Origin of the sequence: Cupriavidus sp. YAF13 (assembly GCF_052113425.1) — a bacterium.
Classification (GTDB): Bacteria; Pseudomonadota; Gammaproteobacteria; order Burkholderiales; family Burkholderiaceae; genus Cupriavidus.
The window spans coordinates 68,029-82,860 of record NZ_JBFRDD010000037.1 but is presented as its reverse complement, the minus strand read 5'-3'; the positions used below and the strand labels follow the sequence as shown (position 1 = coordinate 82,860).

General features: G+C 56.4%; 14 protein-coding genes, 1 tRNA gene and 1 pseudogene. 11 read left to right on the top strand and 5 right to left on the bottom strand.

Annotated elements, in window-relative coordinates; translation table 11 throughout:
- Positions 1 to 134 (top strand): annotated as a pseudogene (locus AB4061_RS26980) (IS1595-like element ISCARN29 family transposase); the annotation flags it as partial.
- Here the strand turns inward: AB4061_RS26980 and AB4061_RS26975 are convergent.
- Positions 102 to 548 (bottom strand): restriction endonuclease, encoded by a 447-nt coding sequence (locus tag AB4061_RS26975; RefSeq protein WP_441639261.1) that lies wholly within the window; start codon positions 546 to 548, stop codon positions 102 to 104. The pseudogene AB4061_RS26980 and the gene AB4061_RS26975 sit on opposite strands and share 33 nt — an antisense overlap.
- Positions 549 to 1,236: 688 nt before the next feature.
- Here AB4061_RS26975 and AB4061_RS26970 point away from each other — a divergent pair.
- The 5 genes from AB4061_RS26970 (at position 1,237) to AB4061_RS26950 (ending at position 7,377) form a co-directional block, all read left to right on the top strand.
- Entirely contained in the window at positions 1,237 to 1,506 is a 270-nt protein-coding gene (locus AB4061_RS26970) for a plasmid partitioning protein RepB C-terminal domain-containing protein (RefSeq protein WP_441639259.1), read from the top strand.
- Positions 1,507 to 1,763: 257 nt separating this feature from the next.
- Positions 1,764 to 3,587 (top strand): ATP-binding protein, encoded by a 1,824-nt coding sequence (locus tag AB4061_RS26965; RefSeq protein WP_441639257.1) that lies wholly within the window; start codon positions 1,764 to 1,766, stop codon positions 3,585 to 3,587.
- A 348-nt stretch (positions 3,588 to 3,935) separates the two neighbouring features.
- The gene (locus tag AB4061_RS26960) at positions 3,936 to 5,102 is read left to right on the top strand and encodes a dsDNA nuclease domain-containing protein (protein ID WP_441639255.1); all 1,167 of its coding nucleotides are present in this window, start codon (positions 3,936 to 3,938) and stop codon (positions 5,100 to 5,102) included.
- Positions 5,099 to 5,578, top strand: coding sequence for a hypothetical protein (locus AB4061_RS26955; protein ID WP_441639253.1), 480 nt, complete (start codon positions 5,099 to 5,101; stop codon positions 5,576 to 5,578). The genes AB4061_RS26960 and AB4061_RS26955 overlap by 4 nt, the downstream gene beginning before the upstream one ends.
- An 80-nt stretch (positions 5,579 to 5,658) precedes the next feature.
- Positions 5,659 to 7,377 (top strand): hypothetical protein, encoded by a 1,719-nt coding sequence (locus tag AB4061_RS26950; RefSeq protein ID WP_441639251.1) that lies wholly within the window; start codon positions 5,659 to 5,661, stop codon positions 7,375 to 7,377.
- Positions 7,378 to 8,057: 680 nt separating this feature from the next.
- Here the strand turns inward: AB4061_RS26950 and AB4061_RS26945 are convergent.
- The 4 genes from AB4061_RS26945 to AB4061_RS26930 all read right to left on the bottom strand — a co-directional run bounded on the left by AB4061_RS26945 (position 8,058) and on the right by AB4061_RS26930 (position 11,796).
- Positions 8,058 to 8,390 (bottom strand): hypothetical protein, encoded by a 333-nt coding sequence (locus AB4061_RS26945; RefSeq protein WP_441639249.1) that lies wholly within the window; start codon positions 8,388 to 8,390, stop codon positions 8,058 to 8,060.
- 63 nt (positions 8,391 to 8,453) lie between these two features.
- Positions 8,454 to 9,335: a plasmid partitioning protein RepB C-terminal domain-containing protein gene (locus tag AB4061_RS26940; protein WP_441639247.1), complete on the bottom strand. Its 882-nt coding sequence runs from the start codon at positions 9,333 to 9,335 to the stop codon at positions 8,454 to 8,456.
- Positions 9,332 to 10,234, bottom strand: coding sequence for a ParB/RepB/Spo0J family partition protein (locus AB4061_RS26935; protein WP_441639245.1), 903 nt, complete (start codon positions 10,232 to 10,234; stop codon positions 9,332 to 9,334). Before AB4061_RS26935 ends, AB4061_RS26940 begins: the two co-directional genes overlap by 4 nt.
- Positions 10,231 to 11,796, bottom strand: coding sequence for a recombinase family protein (locus AB4061_RS26930; RefSeq protein WP_441639243.1), 1,566 nt, complete (start codon positions 11,794 to 11,796; stop codon positions 10,231 to 10,233). Before AB4061_RS26930 ends, AB4061_RS26935 begins: the two co-directional genes overlap by 4 nt.
- A 906-nt stretch (positions 11,797 to 12,702) precedes the next feature.
- Between AB4061_RS26930 and AB4061_RS26925 the strand changes: the two genes are divergently transcribed.
- The 5 genes from AB4061_RS26925 (at position 12,703) to AB4061_RS26905 (ending at position 14,829) form a co-directional block, all read left to right on the top strand.
- Positions 12,703 to 12,764: transfer RNA gene (locus AB4061_RS26925), tRNA-Lys, on the top strand.
- 5 nt (positions 12,765 to 12,769) lie between these two features.
- Complete coding sequence (locus AB4061_RS26920; RefSeq protein WP_441639241.1) at positions 12,770 to 13,264, top strand: acyl carrier protein; 495 nt, start codon at positions 12,770 to 12,772, stop codon at positions 13,262 to 13,264.
- A 1-nt stretch (position 13,265) separates the two neighbouring features.
- Complete coding sequence (locus AB4061_RS26915) at positions 13,266 to 13,586, top strand: helix-turn-helix domain-containing protein (RefSeq protein ID WP_441639239.1); 321 nt, start codon at positions 13,266 to 13,268, stop codon at positions 13,584 to 13,586.
- Positions 13,586 to 14,413 carry an ImmA/IrrE family metallo-endopeptidase gene (locus tag AB4061_RS26910; protein WP_441639237.1) on the top strand — a complete coding sequence of 276 codons (828 nt, stop codon included), beginning with the start codon at positions 13,586 to 13,588 and terminating at the stop codon, positions 14,411 to 14,413. Before AB4061_RS26915 ends, AB4061_RS26910 begins: the two co-directional genes overlap by 1 nt.
- The gene (locus AB4061_RS26905) at positions 14,404 to 14,829 is read left to right on the top strand and encodes a DUF6348 family protein (protein WP_441639235.1); all 426 of its coding nucleotides are present in this window, start codon (positions 14,404 to 14,406) and stop codon (positions 14,827 to 14,829) included. The genes AB4061_RS26910 and AB4061_RS26905 overlap by 10 nt, the downstream gene beginning before the upstream one ends.
- The last annotated feature ends 3 nt before the right edge of the window (positions 14,830 to 14,832 follow it).

The window sequence follows — 14,832 nt, the reverse complement described above, 5'->3', positions numbered from 1 at the left end:
AACTCAGGGGCGTGGCCACCAAGTACTTGCCGAACTACCTGGCTTGGCAACGGCTGATGAGCTGGAACAAGGAAGGCGTTTCCGCCGACGATGTCATCGCGTCAGCTCTCGGCAAGCAGGTCATCAACGTTTAATCTGAACAGCGCCATATCTTCGGAGTTGTAGAGTTCTGAGCGAATGCCCTTTTCTTTCTGCAACCTTTCTAGCTTTTGCTCCAACCCAGTTGAGGCGATAGTTGAATAAAATCCGACAAACACTGTGCAGCCGAAACTTTCTAATCGGTCTCGAATGTCGATTTCGTCATTTACGCCTACTGATTCTTTGGAGTTTGCATAATGCTTGCAGCTAACGAGTTTTTTAACCGTTGTTCCATGCTCTTCAATTTCTAGGCGAAGATCAATTCCCCCATCAGCACCTCTTGTTGGTCCTTTTGTAATTTTTCCTCCGATCACTGACTCCAGAAATATTTTCGCAAATTTTTCAAATTGATCCAGATCGTTGGACTTTCCGCTCGCGGGCTCAATTTCACGAAAATTCAGTCTTGCCATCTTAAAAATAAGTATCAGTAAGCCGTTTAATGGAAAAGGCTAGCACGATGGCGGCCGATGTACGGAGCAGGATGATTGACGATTGATGCAGGGCGATCCTGCTTCATGCACATTCCGAACTCGATCAGTAGATTGTCAACGATTTGAGCGACCATGTCGAATGGCTGCTCTTGGCGGCCGATAGGGGCAGTTCACCCATTAGTCCGCAAAGCAGCCGTTCAGTAACAATCCACGACAGCGTGCAGCCGCTCTCTAGGCGGTTTTCGGTCTTACCATGCAGGGCCGCGCTGAAGGCCGGTGCCAACTCATTTCGGTGTGTGTTAACTACCGTACGTCGCGAGTTGTCACCGCTCGTCGGCTGTCGAGGATCACAGGTGCTGGCAGGGCGCTAGACTCTGTGCCGGATGGTGATTCTCGGACAGGTCGGGAAGAGTGCCCTGGCGGCGACCTGGGCGGTTCGGCCTTGGGCCTGGCGCCAGCGCTTCCCAGTCAGTCACGGAATGTTTTGTAAATACATTTGGTAAACATTCCGATGCCCAGAGCTATCCCAGCAGTGCACGAGCCCCAACCACCTAGATAGAGTGTCTATAGAGTTCGATTGGCGAACGAATTCTAAACATTCTGAGCTGCCGGATGCGGGAAGGTAAGGCGAAGGTCTTGTCCGAGGCTGAATTCAGCCAGAAGGAAGGTGGAGGCCACTAACTCGACTGAGGCCGTGCAGCGGCTCGAGCGCGAGCTTGCCGTTCTGCATGACGACACAAAGCTGATGGAGGAGACCTATGGATCGGACAATCTTAGGCTCGTTGTCATAAGGAGGTACATTGAGGGTCTGTTGAACAATGCCAAGGTCGTCCGGTGGCTCGCGCAGCATCGCCGCGACCATCTTCAGCAACTACAAATTCTCGCTGAGTCTGATAGACCGTCCAGAGCGAAGGCGGTAGGGTCGCGCTCACATTGAGGTCGCTTTGATCATACGACGTTCAGCGGTGCCAAATGAAGCGTTCGATTTTCTCTGAGAACAGCCATCTGCTCATCCGGCTATCACGAACTTGCGACCTGTCGGAGCAGGTCGCCGAGACAGCGTGGAAGCGATCGAGGTCCGTAGTGCTGCGCATCGTGTAGCCCCGTCATCAGCGTATCCCCTCTGAATCCGGGTTGACGCGTCTGCAGCAAACCGCCAACTTCTTGGCTCGACCCGCCCCTCTGAGAGCACACATGCGGCTGCAATCTGTCTCGATCCGAAATTTTCGATGCTACCGTGACGAAATCACGGTGGCCCTGTCCGATCTGACGACGTTCGTTGGGAAAAACGATATCGGGAAGTCTACCGTCCTTGAAGCATTAGAGATTTTCTTCAACAACGAAACAGTCAAGATCGATAGCAGCGATGCCAACGTCTTCACCGACGATAAGACGGTAGCCATCACTTGTGAGTTTTCCGATCTACCCGAGCCATTGACCCTCGATGCCGGCGCGGAGACGACGCTGGCTGCAGAGTATCTGCTGACTGCCAATGGAACGCTGAAGATTCGCAAGACCTTTGACTGCGGCAAGAAGGCGGTCTCCTGCGAGGTTGCTATCCTGGCTAACCACCCGACGGCACCTGGTGTCGCAGATCTACTTGATCTGAAGGAGCGCGACCTGCAGCGACGTGTGGAAGAGCAGAAGCTTGCTGTTGCAAGGAAGGGCAATCCTGGCATGCGTCAAGCGCTTTGGGCAGAGGCCGGTGACCTTAACTTGGCGGAGGTCGAGATCCACGTCACGAAGCCGAAAGAGGACAGCAAGCGCATCTGGGATCAACTCGAGCCGCATCTTCCACTGTTCGCGTTGTTTCAAAGCGATCGTAGCAGCCGCGATTCGGATGGTGAGGTGCAGAATCCCATGAAGGCCGCAGTTGCCGCTGCAATCGCGGAGGTGCAAGATGATATCGAGCGCATTCAGTTGAAGGTGCGTGAAAAGGCCGAACAAATCGCCAGAACCACACACGAAGCGCTGAAGACCATCGATCCGAACCTTGCCAGGGAACTGACACCGCAATTCGCACCGCCGACGGCCTCCAAGTGGACTGGCCTCTTCTCAGTTAGTCTCGATACCGATGACGGTATTGCGTTGAACAAACGTGGCAGCGGCGTTCGCCGCCTCATTCTAGTGAGCTTCTTCAAGGCTGAGGCAGAACGCAGGCTACGCAGTGGCACCACTCGAAACATCATCTATGCGATCGAGGAACCCGAGACGGCTCAGCATCCCAACAACCAGCGCATCCTCATCGAGTCGTTCAAGGTCTTGGCGAGTGAGCCGGGGTGCCAAATCATCCTCACCACGCATAGCCCGGGGTTCGCGTCTGAACTGCCCACTGAAAGCATCCGATTTGTGACTCGCGATGATGGCTTGAAGCCGAGGGTCGAAGCAGGTGCCGACGTCTTTGGCAATGTCGCGGAGACGCTCGGTGTCGTCCCGGATAGCCGCGTCAAGGTACTCCTCTGCGTCGAAGGTCCAACGGATATCGCCGCACTAAAATGCTTGAGTCGGGCGTTACATGCAGTCGACCAAACGCTACCGAATCTCGAGACTGATCCGCGAGTGGCATTTGTGCTCTTAGGGGGCTCTGCTCTCAAGCACTGGGTCGCGGAGCACTACCTGCGTCAGCTTAACTGTCCTGAGGTTCATATTTACGACAGCGACGTCGCCAGCTATGGCGAAGCAATCAATGCCGTCAACCGCCGTGAGGACGGCTCCTGGGGCGTGCTGACTGCCAAGCACGAGATCGAGTGCTATCTGCATCCCGACGCGATCAGGGAGGCCTTTGGAGTCGATGTGGTTGTTGCAGATCAACCAGATGCTGCCGGCAAGGCCGTGCCTAAGTTGTTTGCCGAGGTCTTTTCGGCCCAGCAAAGATTCGACGGCGTGATGAAGGACACGCAAGCGAAAAATCGCTTGGCCGACAAGGCGTTCCCCTTGATGACTGCGGAGCGATTGGCTGCCCGCGATCCGGCGGGTGAAGTGCTCGGGTGGCTACGCAGACTTGGCGCCATGCTTTGACGCATTCGTACGACCACATCTTGACCAGCAGCAAAAAGCAGCCTGTCGATTCACGGCGCCACGATGCACCTACGCGGAGGATTTCAGAGGCCTGCGTGACTTCTGGCTCATACCATAGGCTGCGGAAACAGAGACAATACTGTATATTTATACAGCATGTTTTTCCTCGTCTAAGTGAGCCGGAGCTGCGATGAGAACGGCCTTGAGATCGGGAGCGGTCGCAGTGCCGCCGCTTACACGAGCATTTGGCGCCATATTTCCCATTGGTCCAGTAAAACGCAGCATGGGCGAGCGCACGCAAATGTGATACAAAACGTACGTGCGAAATCTGGAGGCAAAACGAGAGGCATGGACGTCATCCATGAGAAAGAGCCGCGCGAGACAGTTGGTCGTAATACCGTTGCAAGGTTCCGTATGCAGTTCCAAGCAGCTGCCTATGCGGCGCTTGAGATTCTGAGCGGTAAGGAGATCGACCGGGTCTACTGCGATTATCACGACGACTTTGTCGTGCGCAGAACCGTAGAGGGCGTGGTCGACTACCACTTCTTCCAAGTGAAGACCAAGGGCAAGGCAAACCAGCAATGGGATGTCGCGGAGGTGTTCGCCCTCAAGAAAACAGGTGCGATCGATACGCATGAGAAGTTGGAGGCGATTCGCAACAGCATCGCGGGCAAGCTGTTCGTGCACACCATCGAATTTGGCGACCAGTGTCGCGAAATCACGGTTCTCAGCAACGTTCACTTCAATGACGATGTTCACGGTGTCGTCACGGACCTCTCCGCGGGCACGTCCAGCAAGAAGTACATCCGTCAGCTCATCGAAAAATTCGCGGAAATCATTTCTACCGAAAGTCCACTGTCGTCCGAGCAGATAGATGCGGCTCGAAAGAAACTGTCCTTGCTGCCGAACGTTCAATACATCGGCGACACGCTCGAAGCCTTCAGTATTGCCGCGCACAACGCTATCTGGAAGCACAGCGAGATTGAGCTGCATCAACACGAGATTGAACGCCTCGCAAGAAGCCTGGTGACGCTAGTCGAGGAGAAGTCCTGTTCTCCCATCAGGGGGCTATCCAAGGCTGACATCGATTTAGCAACTGGCGTCGGCCTGGAAGACCTGCTTGACGTCCTGAGCATTTCCACCCAGGTGTACCGGACCCTGATGGAAGGGGGCGACCCAGCTGCCATCAAAGCAGCGTCCATTCTTCAGCGGAAGCTGAAGGAGGCGGGTGCCACTGAATCCATGATCGAGGCGGCCTCGCGAGCGAAGGTCTCTTGGGACGTCTGGGTTAGAAGTGCGCGGCATACGTTTCCGGACTTCACGTTCAACGTCTTGCTCGATGAAGTCGACAAGAAGTGCAAGGCCTGGCTGCTCGGAGGTGGCGTCTTGGGAGACCTTGAGAGCTTCGTTCAAGGAACTCTGGACTCGCCGATCGCAAAGAAGTTCGCGGCACTGGATACGGACTTGGTGTTCGGAGCCTTCTGTGCCGCCGTCGTTAGGAGAGCAACGCGATGAGCTCGCCAGAGTTCTTCAGCGAAGCTAGGCGGCTCGGCCTCAAGCTGAACCTCTCTGGCGAAGGATCTTCACCGGTGCACACGCTCGACAACGAGGCTCTGTTCCAGTTGCCCCTGCTCGCCATGGCTATCTTAGCAATCTCGAAGGGCCAGTCCAAGCCTCAACTGCCCGAGATTGGGCAGTTGGTCGGCGAGTGTCTGGAGCGGACTGTCGCCGGCTTCAAAAGATCTTCTCAGGACATTGGTTGGTCCGGCAACCTGCGGATCAGGACCATTAAGGCGCTGACGTTCTTAGAGTCGACCGGGCAAGTCACCATCGACGAGGTGACACGCCGAATCGCCGCCACCGACTTGGGCAAGAAGGTCTACAACGGCGCCTTGGAGGGAGAAAGTCTCTTGTCTCTCTCCATGAAAACCATCGAGCTCAGCTACCAGTACATTCGGGATGAAGCTCGAGCCAGAGGGGAAGTGAATTGAGGCTGAAGTCACTGCAGATAGAACCTCTGGGCGAGGGAGGTTGGGAAAGCTCGCTCCTGGAGTTTGGCTACAGGACCACGATGCTGTTCGCGCGGAACGGCAGCGGGAAGACCCCTGTCATCCGTGCGCTTGCGTCCGCGCTGGGGTTCCCCAACAACTTTCGAACCGACATCCTCGAGAAGTGCAAGGCGATTGTCTTGCGCGCCGAGTCGGAAGAGAAACCGCTCACGATCCGCCGCACTATCGATGCGACGAACGAGGGGTTCTACGCCACGATTGACTTCGATGGTGAGCAGACCGAACACCATTCACAGGGATCCTTCTCGCTCGCGTTGTTCCAGCTTCTTGGGCTGAAGCCGCCACGGCTTGTGTCGACCAAAGGTGAGGAGGCGCAGCCCTACATCGCAACCTTGTTGCCGGTATTTTACCTGATACAGGGCTACGGATACTCGGCTGCCTACCGCGCCCCAAGCTCGTTCATCGCAGACCAATTTGCGGAGATGGTGCGGTTCGCTTTCGGGCTGAACCCCAAGCATTCCTATGAGGTCAAGAAGACCCTTATCGAAGAGAGGAGTGCCCTAGAGGCACAGACACGCAAGATCGTTGCTGCACAGCGTGTGCTCGAGTACCAGAGTCGCGGCGTTGACGACAGCGACGCAAACCAAGCGGTGCTGCAGCGGACGGCTGAGAACCTGACGCAGCAGATCGACGGACTTCGCGCATCCGTGGATGCGAGGGGGACCGCGAGCTCGACGCTCGCGGAGCTCCTGCGTCAGAAGGACGTCCAAATTCGAGCTCGGCAATTGGAGCTCTTCGAACTGCAGAATCGTGTCGCGGGCATCGAGACCATCCGTTCGGAAATTGATGGTGAGGTCAAGACACTCGGGCTGAACGAAGAGGCTCGGCGTGTCTTCACGTCGTTTCAGGAAATCTGCCGCGTGCCAAACTGCGGATTGTTTTTGGGTAGCACGGAATCGTACGGGAAGAACCTGCTGTATCTCAAGGACCAAATCAAGGACCTTGAGCGGAACAGCCAGCGTGCCGAGATTCGGGTTGAGCAATTGGAGGAGCGGCTTGAAGAGCTAGGAGCGGAGCGCCAGACGCTCGTTGACAACCTCGAGTTGCCCAGTACCTCGGGTGTCGATCAGTTGGTGACGGCTGTGCAGGCCTTGACCAAGCAGCTTGTCGGCGTGCAGGGCGAACTGGGCCGAATCTCTGGATTGAAGGACGAGCGCTCGAAGCTGTTCAAGCTGGAGCGAGAACGCGATCGTATCCAGGATCGCATTGACGGGCTGTCCAACACCGGTAGAGCCGACCATGAGTTCAACAAGCTTCGGCTGACTCTACGCGAACTCACCGTGAAGTGGATGCAGACGCTTGAGACGCAGAACGTGTCGACGAACGTCGACATTGACTTGAATCTCCGCTTTACGTTCGGAGGCGAAACGCTTGATGTCATCGGCAGCGGCGGCAGCAGCAGCACGACGATCAGACTAGTCCTCGCCATACACGCGGCCCTGCTGGAGGCGTATCTGTCTGATAGATCCCGTCCATTCCGATTCCTGATCCTCGACACCCCGAAGCAGGAGGAACTCCACACTGCCGACCTAGCCAGATACCTCACTGAGCTTGAGAAGATGTGCGAGGCAAACGATGCCCAGCTTCTCTTTTCGTCCACCGAGTATGACCACCCAACCGGTCCGAAAGATAAGTGTTGGCTGCCGAGCTACCGCGGACTGGACAAGCCGATGTACCTCGGCAAGCGAAGCGATCTGCTAGCCGATGCTGAGCTCACATGATCGAACGACTGGGCTAAAGCATACGGCGTCGACAAATGCGCGCAAGATGGCAGGGTGCGGACCGCTACAGCTAGCGGTTTGCATCCACCGGTTGAGTCCGCCCTGCAAAGCAGACGTTGACTATAAGCGATCGAACGTCCGCAACGGGTTGTGGAACGAACGTTCGAATGGCAGCGTCGAGGTCGCGAATCGGCTCATTCTGCCATCGGCGCGCCCCACCTTGAAAGCGACGTGAAATTGGTGAGCATTCGGGGGTGCGCAACCGGCGGCGTGGGCGCATAATCGTTGCACTCCCGCGCGTTGCGCATCGACCCCGCCTCACCGCTTCCTGCTCGCGGCCTCGCGCCGCCCACCGTTCCCGTCCGCCGCCGAAGTTGACGCCGCCGCGCGCCCATCGCCCGCTAGCCCGCGCCCGTGCTGGCGCTCCGGCAATCTGGTCAAACGATTACGGAACAGAACCGTTCTGACACCCCGATTGAGGCCGGTCGAGGGGTACCTTAGTCGTCGCGTCGCGTTACTTGCATGGCTCGCGCATACAAGTGGAGATGCCGAACACCTCGTTTGCATTGACAATGTCGTGGACTGGGATCTACTGATCGGGGTGCTCCAGGATGTCCCCGCCGGATGGAAAGGGATACTCGTAGGGCGCCCTGGTGAACGAGACCGTTCGACAGGCCTCCCTATAGGCGTTGGAATACCAACGTGTCGGCGTCGACTACCTCCACCGAAAGTAGATCTCCTTCTCTCCAGTTAAGGGACTCGACTAGTTCGGCAGACAACGGAATCATGAGATCTCCGCTCCCGTCTGCAGCAGCAACGGTGATGACGCGCTCGGAAGCCGCTTCTTGTCCCTGACGCTCCGAGTACTTCTGCAGGATGGTGCGCAGCATCGCATCATCATCCGGAAGTGTGAGCCACACTGCGCAATTGTCGTCGGAATACTTTGGCATACGGTCAACTGCTTTGCCGTGCTGCTCCATGATGCGTTGGCATTCTGTGGGGCGGAGTTTCATATCCGCAGAGTCTCCTTGGACGGACTATTGTCGCGGCATTCCTGAAGAGTAGATGAGTTTTCTCTACTGATCTAGTGACGTGATTTCTAAGATCGATTGGAATTCCCGGAGTATGTCCGGCTGCCGATTGCTCAAATACTTGAGCACCGATTCGTTCTCTATGAGCTTTGCCAGAAATCCTCGGGCGAGAACGAGGTGCAGCACATCTTGGCCGTACGTCTGCTCCACTAGCTTGTATTGTTCCTGCAGGTTGCTCATCTCGCGCTCCATCTTCGCCATTTGTTCTTGGGTGACGCCGGTTAGCTTCCTCGGCTTTTTGCCATCGACGAGGCGAGTTGCTGGCGTCGCAACCAATAGTGCCTCCGCGTAGGCGACGGAGATATTGTTCGCAGCTTCCATCAGTTCCACACACTCTACCTGGCGGGTCGGCTTCATCTTCCGGATGGCCCTCGCGACTTCTGGTGAAAACTGCCGATCCTTTAGCAATTCAATGGCCTCGGGGCAGATTCCATCAAGCAGATTGACCTTCTTCATGATTTGACTGACGTCGACCGAAAGGGCCTTCGCCAGTCGCTCTGGTGAAACGCCTCGGTCAATCGCGCGACGAATCATGTAGTGCTCCTGGATGGTCGCGAGACGATTGATGCGATTGTTGTACGTGTATGCCTCGTCGTCCGTCGCCACGAGACATGGCGCCTCGACGAATCCCAGCTCTCGCATAGCCGTCAGCCGAATATGGCCGTCGAGTAGCAGGTGGTGGCCGGACTGCTGGTCGACTGCAGTTACGGATAGAGGCTCAATCAGGCCGACTTCCTCAATTGAGGATCGGATCTGTTTGAACTTGCGCGTGTTGGCTAGCCCAACGGGTGCTCTGCGCGAAGGGAGAATGCAGATTACAGGTACGGAGAGGGGGGCCGGCACAAAGCCGAGCGTTACGTCGCTCATCCCGATCCACCATTTGGCCATACTCGCTCTGCGAGATATTGAGGTAGTGTAGCCATGGACTCGGCACGCAGGAGGTTCACAAAATTCTCGTCGGCGAACAACTGGCGAAGGGCTCCGAAGACGAACAGCAATCGCTGCTGTGTGAACTCGGCCTTGCGGACCATTGCCTTTTGACGCTCGACTTCGCCCTCATAGGTTCGGACCAGGCTGGACGTCGTGATGTCGGCTTTCTTGGATGTCATGTACCTGGCAGCCGATCTTCCTAGTGTCCGGCGACGTTCAATGATCCGCCGTGCGGTCATCAACTGTTTGCCGCGGAGCTTTCCCGACTCGTACGCTTCCTGCAAAGCCGCCTGGATTGCCTTGTCGTCATCGCCGGCTCCAGCAATAGACAGCGCTGCAGTCAGTGGGATCTTGCCATTTTCGACAGCGACCAGGAGGCGCTCTTCGCCGTGCTGAAGCAGCATCAGGATGCCCTGGACGTACGCTTGCGTCAGGCCGGTCTTCTCTGCAATGATCTTGGGAGAGTATCCGTGATCCTGCAGTTGCCGAATGCCCGCGAGCAACTCCAGTGGGCGGCACTGCCGGCGAGCGATGTTCTCCGCAAGGCTCATGATGAATGCGTCTTCGTCGCTGACATGAACGATCATTGCCGGAATAGTCGTTTCACCTAGCGATCGAAACGCCTTCAGCCGGCCCTCGCCACACACCAGAAGATACTTCTCTTCGCCATTCGAGCCGGCCCGAGGTGTTACGGTGATTGGCTTCTTTAGGCCGATTGCCTTGATGTTGCCAACGATCTCCTCGAAGACCCGACTATTGCGCTCGCGTGGATTGATCACGTCGATCTGGTCAATCGGGACCATGCGGATCTCGCCTGCTTGGCGCGTGGTGCTCATACCGCTCTCCGTAGCTTGGCGCGCTCTGCCATGTGGTAGAGATAGTCGAGGGTGTCGAAGCGGTAGCTCTCATATTCGATCGAGTTGCGCTCCGCCAAGCGAATACCCGGTTGCGTGAAATCCAGGCGAGGTAGCAGGTAGTAGTCGAGGGGCGCATCGTTCTGCCCATTCAATCGAACGGCGACGGTGATGTCTGGCAGCAAGCTCGTATCAAACCGGACTTTCCAGTGATTTCGGCCATTTTCATGGGGCTGGCAGCGTGACAACACAAGCGACACGGTGAACTCACGATTGACATCCAGGATGTCGGTGGCCGGATCGCGGAGGACTATTCCCCCAAGATCGGCAATGGCCTGCTCTGTCTGCTTAACGATGGTGGGATGCAACTGGCGCAGGAACCGGTTAATCTCAAGATAGCGATAGTCTCGGTCCGGTGTGAAGCCAACAGTCTGATAGGCACGGATCAAGCTGCCGAAGCGGTAGGCATAGATAGCAGATGATGGCATTCCCTCTGTTTCGTCAATGATCAGCCCTGACAGGAAGCCTCGGCTCCTATACAAATTGCGCAGTCGCTCAATTAGCTCCTCGCAGCTGTATCGCCGCGCCCGAACACGGATGATCCCCTGCGCGGTGTAGAAGACATCCGGTGGTACGATTGGCTTGAAGGCGCCATCCTTGCGAATCCACATGTCTGGCGGGTTCATCACGCGCATCTTCTTGAGTTTGAAGGACACGCGGTTGTAGACACTATTTCCAATGTACTTTTCGTTAGCTAGCACCTCCCTGACGGTTGCACGAGTCCATTCTCGATCCAGGTTCGTACGCACCCTCATGCCATTAAGGCGTGCGGCAATTTCGTACTCATTTAGCGATTCATCGATGAACCAGTTGTAGATCAGATTGACGATCCGAACTTCGCTGTCAGGTCCGGGCATCAGAATCACGCGGTCGGTCTGTAAGCTCTTGTGCTCCCCACGGTGAAGTTCGGTCTTCATAAGACCATGCTCGTCAACTAGCACTCGCCGCAAACCGTAGCCGGCGGGCCCGCCTTGCCGAAATCCGAGCTCGATCAGCCGGCACTGTCCCGCGAACACCTTGGCTGAAAGCTCGCGGCTGTACTCGCCGGCCATTGCACGCTTGACTCCCTTGACGATGGTTGACACAGGCGAGCCATCATTCTCGAATTGCTCGGCGCAATACGCGACCTGGATACCGGCGCGCCGGCAGATGTACTCGTAGTACGCGCTTTCATCTGCATCCTGAAACCGGCCCCAGCGGCTGACGTCGTACACGAGAATCGCTTGAAAGTCGGCTTGGCCGCAAGTGACGTCGTGGATGAGGCGCTGCAGGGCTTCGCGGCCGTCGATTCTTAGCCCGCTTCTGCCTTCGTCGGCATATGTGCGGATGATCTCGAGCCCCCGCCTGTTGGCGTACTCGCGGATCTTGTCACGCTGGTTTTCCGTTGAGTACTGCTGATGCTCTGTGGACATCCGAACGTATTCGACGGCGTGCTGCGCCATGCCCGTTGCAGGCGCAGCTTCAGTGAATTGATCGAGTGCCATGATGACCACGAGCTAATGTGCGAACCCGCTCTCACGCTCCTAGCTTCACCGGTGCTCGTTCGATGCCCGAGACCGATGGACCGTACGAGGCTGCGGATGGCTTCATTGGGGGGCATTCGCAGCCTGGGAGAGCGCACGGATCCACAGTAGCAGGTCGGGCGCCAACATGCCTCACGTCATCTCTTTGCAATCGTGGGCGGTCGGGGCCCTAGTTGGCGGAGCACAACGATTTCCACGGTCCACGCGTCCATCTTTGCAATGCCTGCCGACGTCTGACGCTGTAAGGTGTAAATGCCCGCTTGAAGCGGCGCTCGGGCCGATGACACGTCCATCTTTGCAATCGGGCGTCGACGGAGATTTCTGGAGCGCTGCGACTCCCGGTTGCTCTCGGCATATGCCGGATGCGCAGCGCGATAGTGGGACCAGTAATCCTTGTGGCGCATAAGCCATCTACTTCGCGCCCGCGCCTGGTTTTCGCGATAGTCGGGATCGGTACTCAGGCGCATCTTTTGCCATCGACGCCGGCGTTCGTGTTGGCAGGCAGTGGCCGAGCAATAGCACTGCCTCGGTACATGGGGACATGGAAGAAAGGGTTGGCCGCAGGCGGCACACCGTCGCATCGCTTTCATGGCTCGCTCCAGTCAAGGAACCAAGTATGTGGCGAGGTGGCGGCAAGTTATTAAGCGACTGCTGAAAACTATATTCAGACGAGGCGATGGGCAGAGCCCAACTTAGTTCRTCGAAAGATCCTTYGACGAGTGGTGTCATCTATTCTGTGACGTCGGTAGGAAATTTCCATCTTTTCTGAAAATCGTAAAGATATACTTCACAGAAAAGATGGGTAAGTCCCTGATTTTTAAGCCCCGTCTTGCCAACTATTTTGTGAGACTACATTTCGTGTAGATGTGTCTAGCTAGGTCTTCGGACTTTTAATCCGATGGTCGCGTGTTCGAGTCACGCACGACCCACGAGTATGTCGAAGGGCCTGTGGCGCAAGTCACGGGCCCTTTTTCATTTCTACGCACGCACCCAGTCCATAGCCGGCCAAGGTGCGGTCGATTCCTCCCTGCAGCAAATTCCTTCCCAAGACCTAGCCGGCATCGACGGTTGCATGTCTTCGCATGATGCGGTAAGATTTTCTTACCGCACCGTACAGTGCTTTGCTGAGGGTCTAGACATGACACAACTCGAATTGGAAGAGCTTCTGATTGCCGCCGTAGCCAACATCCAGAAGATGAGCGGTCGTGACGAGACGGAGGTCTCTGYCGACACGGTTCCACTCGATGACCTTCCTGGCTTCGATAGCTTGAATGGTGTTGAGGTCACGGTGGAAGTGATCGAGCAGCTTGAACTACCCTTAGAGGTTAATAATATTTTTGTCGCTGACGAAAAACCCATCTCAATCAGGGATGTTGCGAAGATGCTGTCTGAACTCGACCCAAAATTGGGTGGGCAAGTAGGAGTTTAAGATGTCTATTTCGGATCRCCTTCGGGAAGCACGTGAGATTGCTGGATTGTCACAAGGGCAGGTGGCAAAGCGTTTGGGCATGCACCGGCCTACCATTTCTGAGATTGAGGCAGGGCGCAGGAAAGTAGCGGCCGATGAAGTCGAATCCTTCGCTAATCTGTACGACGTCTCCGTTGAATGGATCGTCAATGGCTCCGTAAAAGATGAAGCTGCCGAAGCTCGCGTTCTCATGGCAGCTAGAGAGCTTAGCAAGATGTCGGACAATGACCTCGAGCGCTTGATGAACATGCTGAGGATGTTGCGTAAGGGCGAGGACAAGTAATGTCGCAGAAGAAATTGCTTTTCAGCGGGGCTATTGCAAAGGCATTGCAAGTGCGAAGGCGTCTTGGAATATCTATCGAAGATCCGGCATCGCCGCTTGATGCCGCCGAGAAGTTGGGGGTCGAAGTTCGCTTGGCAGACCTCCCCTCCATGGAGGGTATGTACGTCGCGAGCGGCAGGCCGACCATCATCCTTTCCAGTCTGCGGCCGCATGGTCGGCGGAATTTCACTTGTGCGCACGAGCTAGGTCATCATGCATTCGGGCATGGCGAGCAATTCGACGAGCTTACTAGCGATCGCTCCTACAACAGGGCTACCGATAGTAAAGAGTTTCAAGCCGATTGTTTTGCCGCATTCTTCCTCATGCCGAAGGCAACAATAGAAAGTGGCATGGCTCGCAGGAAGCTCCAATACCCCACGCTGAGTGCGCTTCAGGTCTATGGTCTGGCCAACTGGCTTGGGGTCGGCTATTCCACTCTAGTAAATCATCTGGTGAATGGCATCGGCGCGATCTCACGCGCAGCGGGCGAAAATCTGCTCCGTACGACACCTCGCGACATCCGCCGGGAGTTGACGGGGGCTACTTCACCCTTAAGGCAAGTACTACTGGTGGACCAGTATTGGGGTGGTCGTGCGATCGATTGCGAAGTAGGTGACTTACTTCGTATCCCCTTAGGTTTTGAATTGGAGGGGGCGCTAGAGGTGTCTAGTGATCGCGCTTTCGCGATAGCTAAGAAGCCCGGTATAGCGCGGCTATTGCACTCAGAGTCCGACTGGTGCGCATTCGTTCGGACACCCTCGCCGAAGGTACCGAGTGCATGTCGGTGACGATGGAGTTCCCTGGCGAGGCGGGCCACCCGGTGTTGCGCCGCCGCGTGGTGTTTGGCCCAGCCTCGCACTACATGGCGACACCGCATGCGCAGCCATCATGCCCGGCCGCCGCCCGCGAGGCGAGCGAGCAGGATAGCGACAGCGACAGCGAGAGCGATGAGCACGATTTCTGCCCATGCTGCCTGCTGACGAAGTCGATTGACGCCTTTCGTCCCTTGCTTGCGTCCGGCGCGTTTGCCGCCATCCGCCTGTACGCCGCGCGCTATGCCGATGGCGAGATCCAGACGGATTGCCGTCTCAACGGTGAAGACTATCCGGCCGGCCAGCTGGCTTTGATGGACTACGTGAAGACCTGGCCGGAGATGGGATTCGAATTCCGCAAGCAGCTTGTGGTAGTGCGCAACCTGGACTAAACG

Excerpts from the sequence above, each read along its gene's own strand:
- AB4061_RS26945 (WP_441639249.1), bottom strand. The coding sequence starts at position 8,390 with ATGAAACTCCGCCCCACAGAATGCCAACGCATCATGGAGCAGCACGGC.
- AB4061_RS26965 (WP_441639257.1), top strand. The coding sequence starts at position 1,764 with ATGCGGCTGCAATCTGTCTCGATCCGAAATTTTCGATGCTACCGTGAC.
- AB4061_RS26960 (WP_441639255.1), top strand. The coding sequence starts at position 3,936 with ATGGACGTCATCCATGAGAAAGAGCCGCGCGAGACAGTTGGTCGTAAT.
- AB4061_RS26910 (WP_441639237.1), top strand. The coding sequence starts at position 13,586 with ATGTCGCAGAAGAAATTGCTTTTCAGCGGGGCTATTGCAAAGGCATTG.
- AB4061_RS26950 (WP_441639251.1), top strand. The coding sequence starts at position 5,659 with ATGCTGTTCGCGCGGAACGGCAGCGGGAAGACCCCTGTCATCCGTGCG.
- AB4061_RS26905 (WP_441639235.1), top strand. The coding sequence starts at position 14,404 with ATGTCGGTGACGATGGAGTTCCCTGGCGAGGCGGGCCACCCGGTGTTG.
- AB4061_RS26930 (WP_441639243.1), bottom strand. The coding sequence starts at position 11,796 with ATGGCACTCGATCAATTCACTGAAGCTGCGCCTGCAACGGGCATGGCG.
- AB4061_RS26940 (WP_441639247.1), bottom strand. The coding sequence starts at position 9,335 with ATGAGCGACGTAACGCTCGGCTTTGTGCCGGCCCCCCTCTCCGTACCT.
- AB4061_RS26935 (WP_441639245.1), bottom strand. The coding sequence starts at position 10,234 with ATGAGCACCACGCGCCAAGCAGGCGAGATCCGCATGGTCCCGATTGAC.
- AB4061_RS26975 (WP_441639261.1), bottom strand. The coding sequence starts at position 548 with ATGGCAAGACTGAATTTTCGTGAAATTGAGCCCGCGAGCGGAAAGTCC.
- AB4061_RS26955 (WP_441639253.1), top strand. The coding sequence starts at position 5,099 with ATGAGCTCGCCAGAGTTCTTCAGCGAAGCTAGGCGGCTCGGCCTCAAG.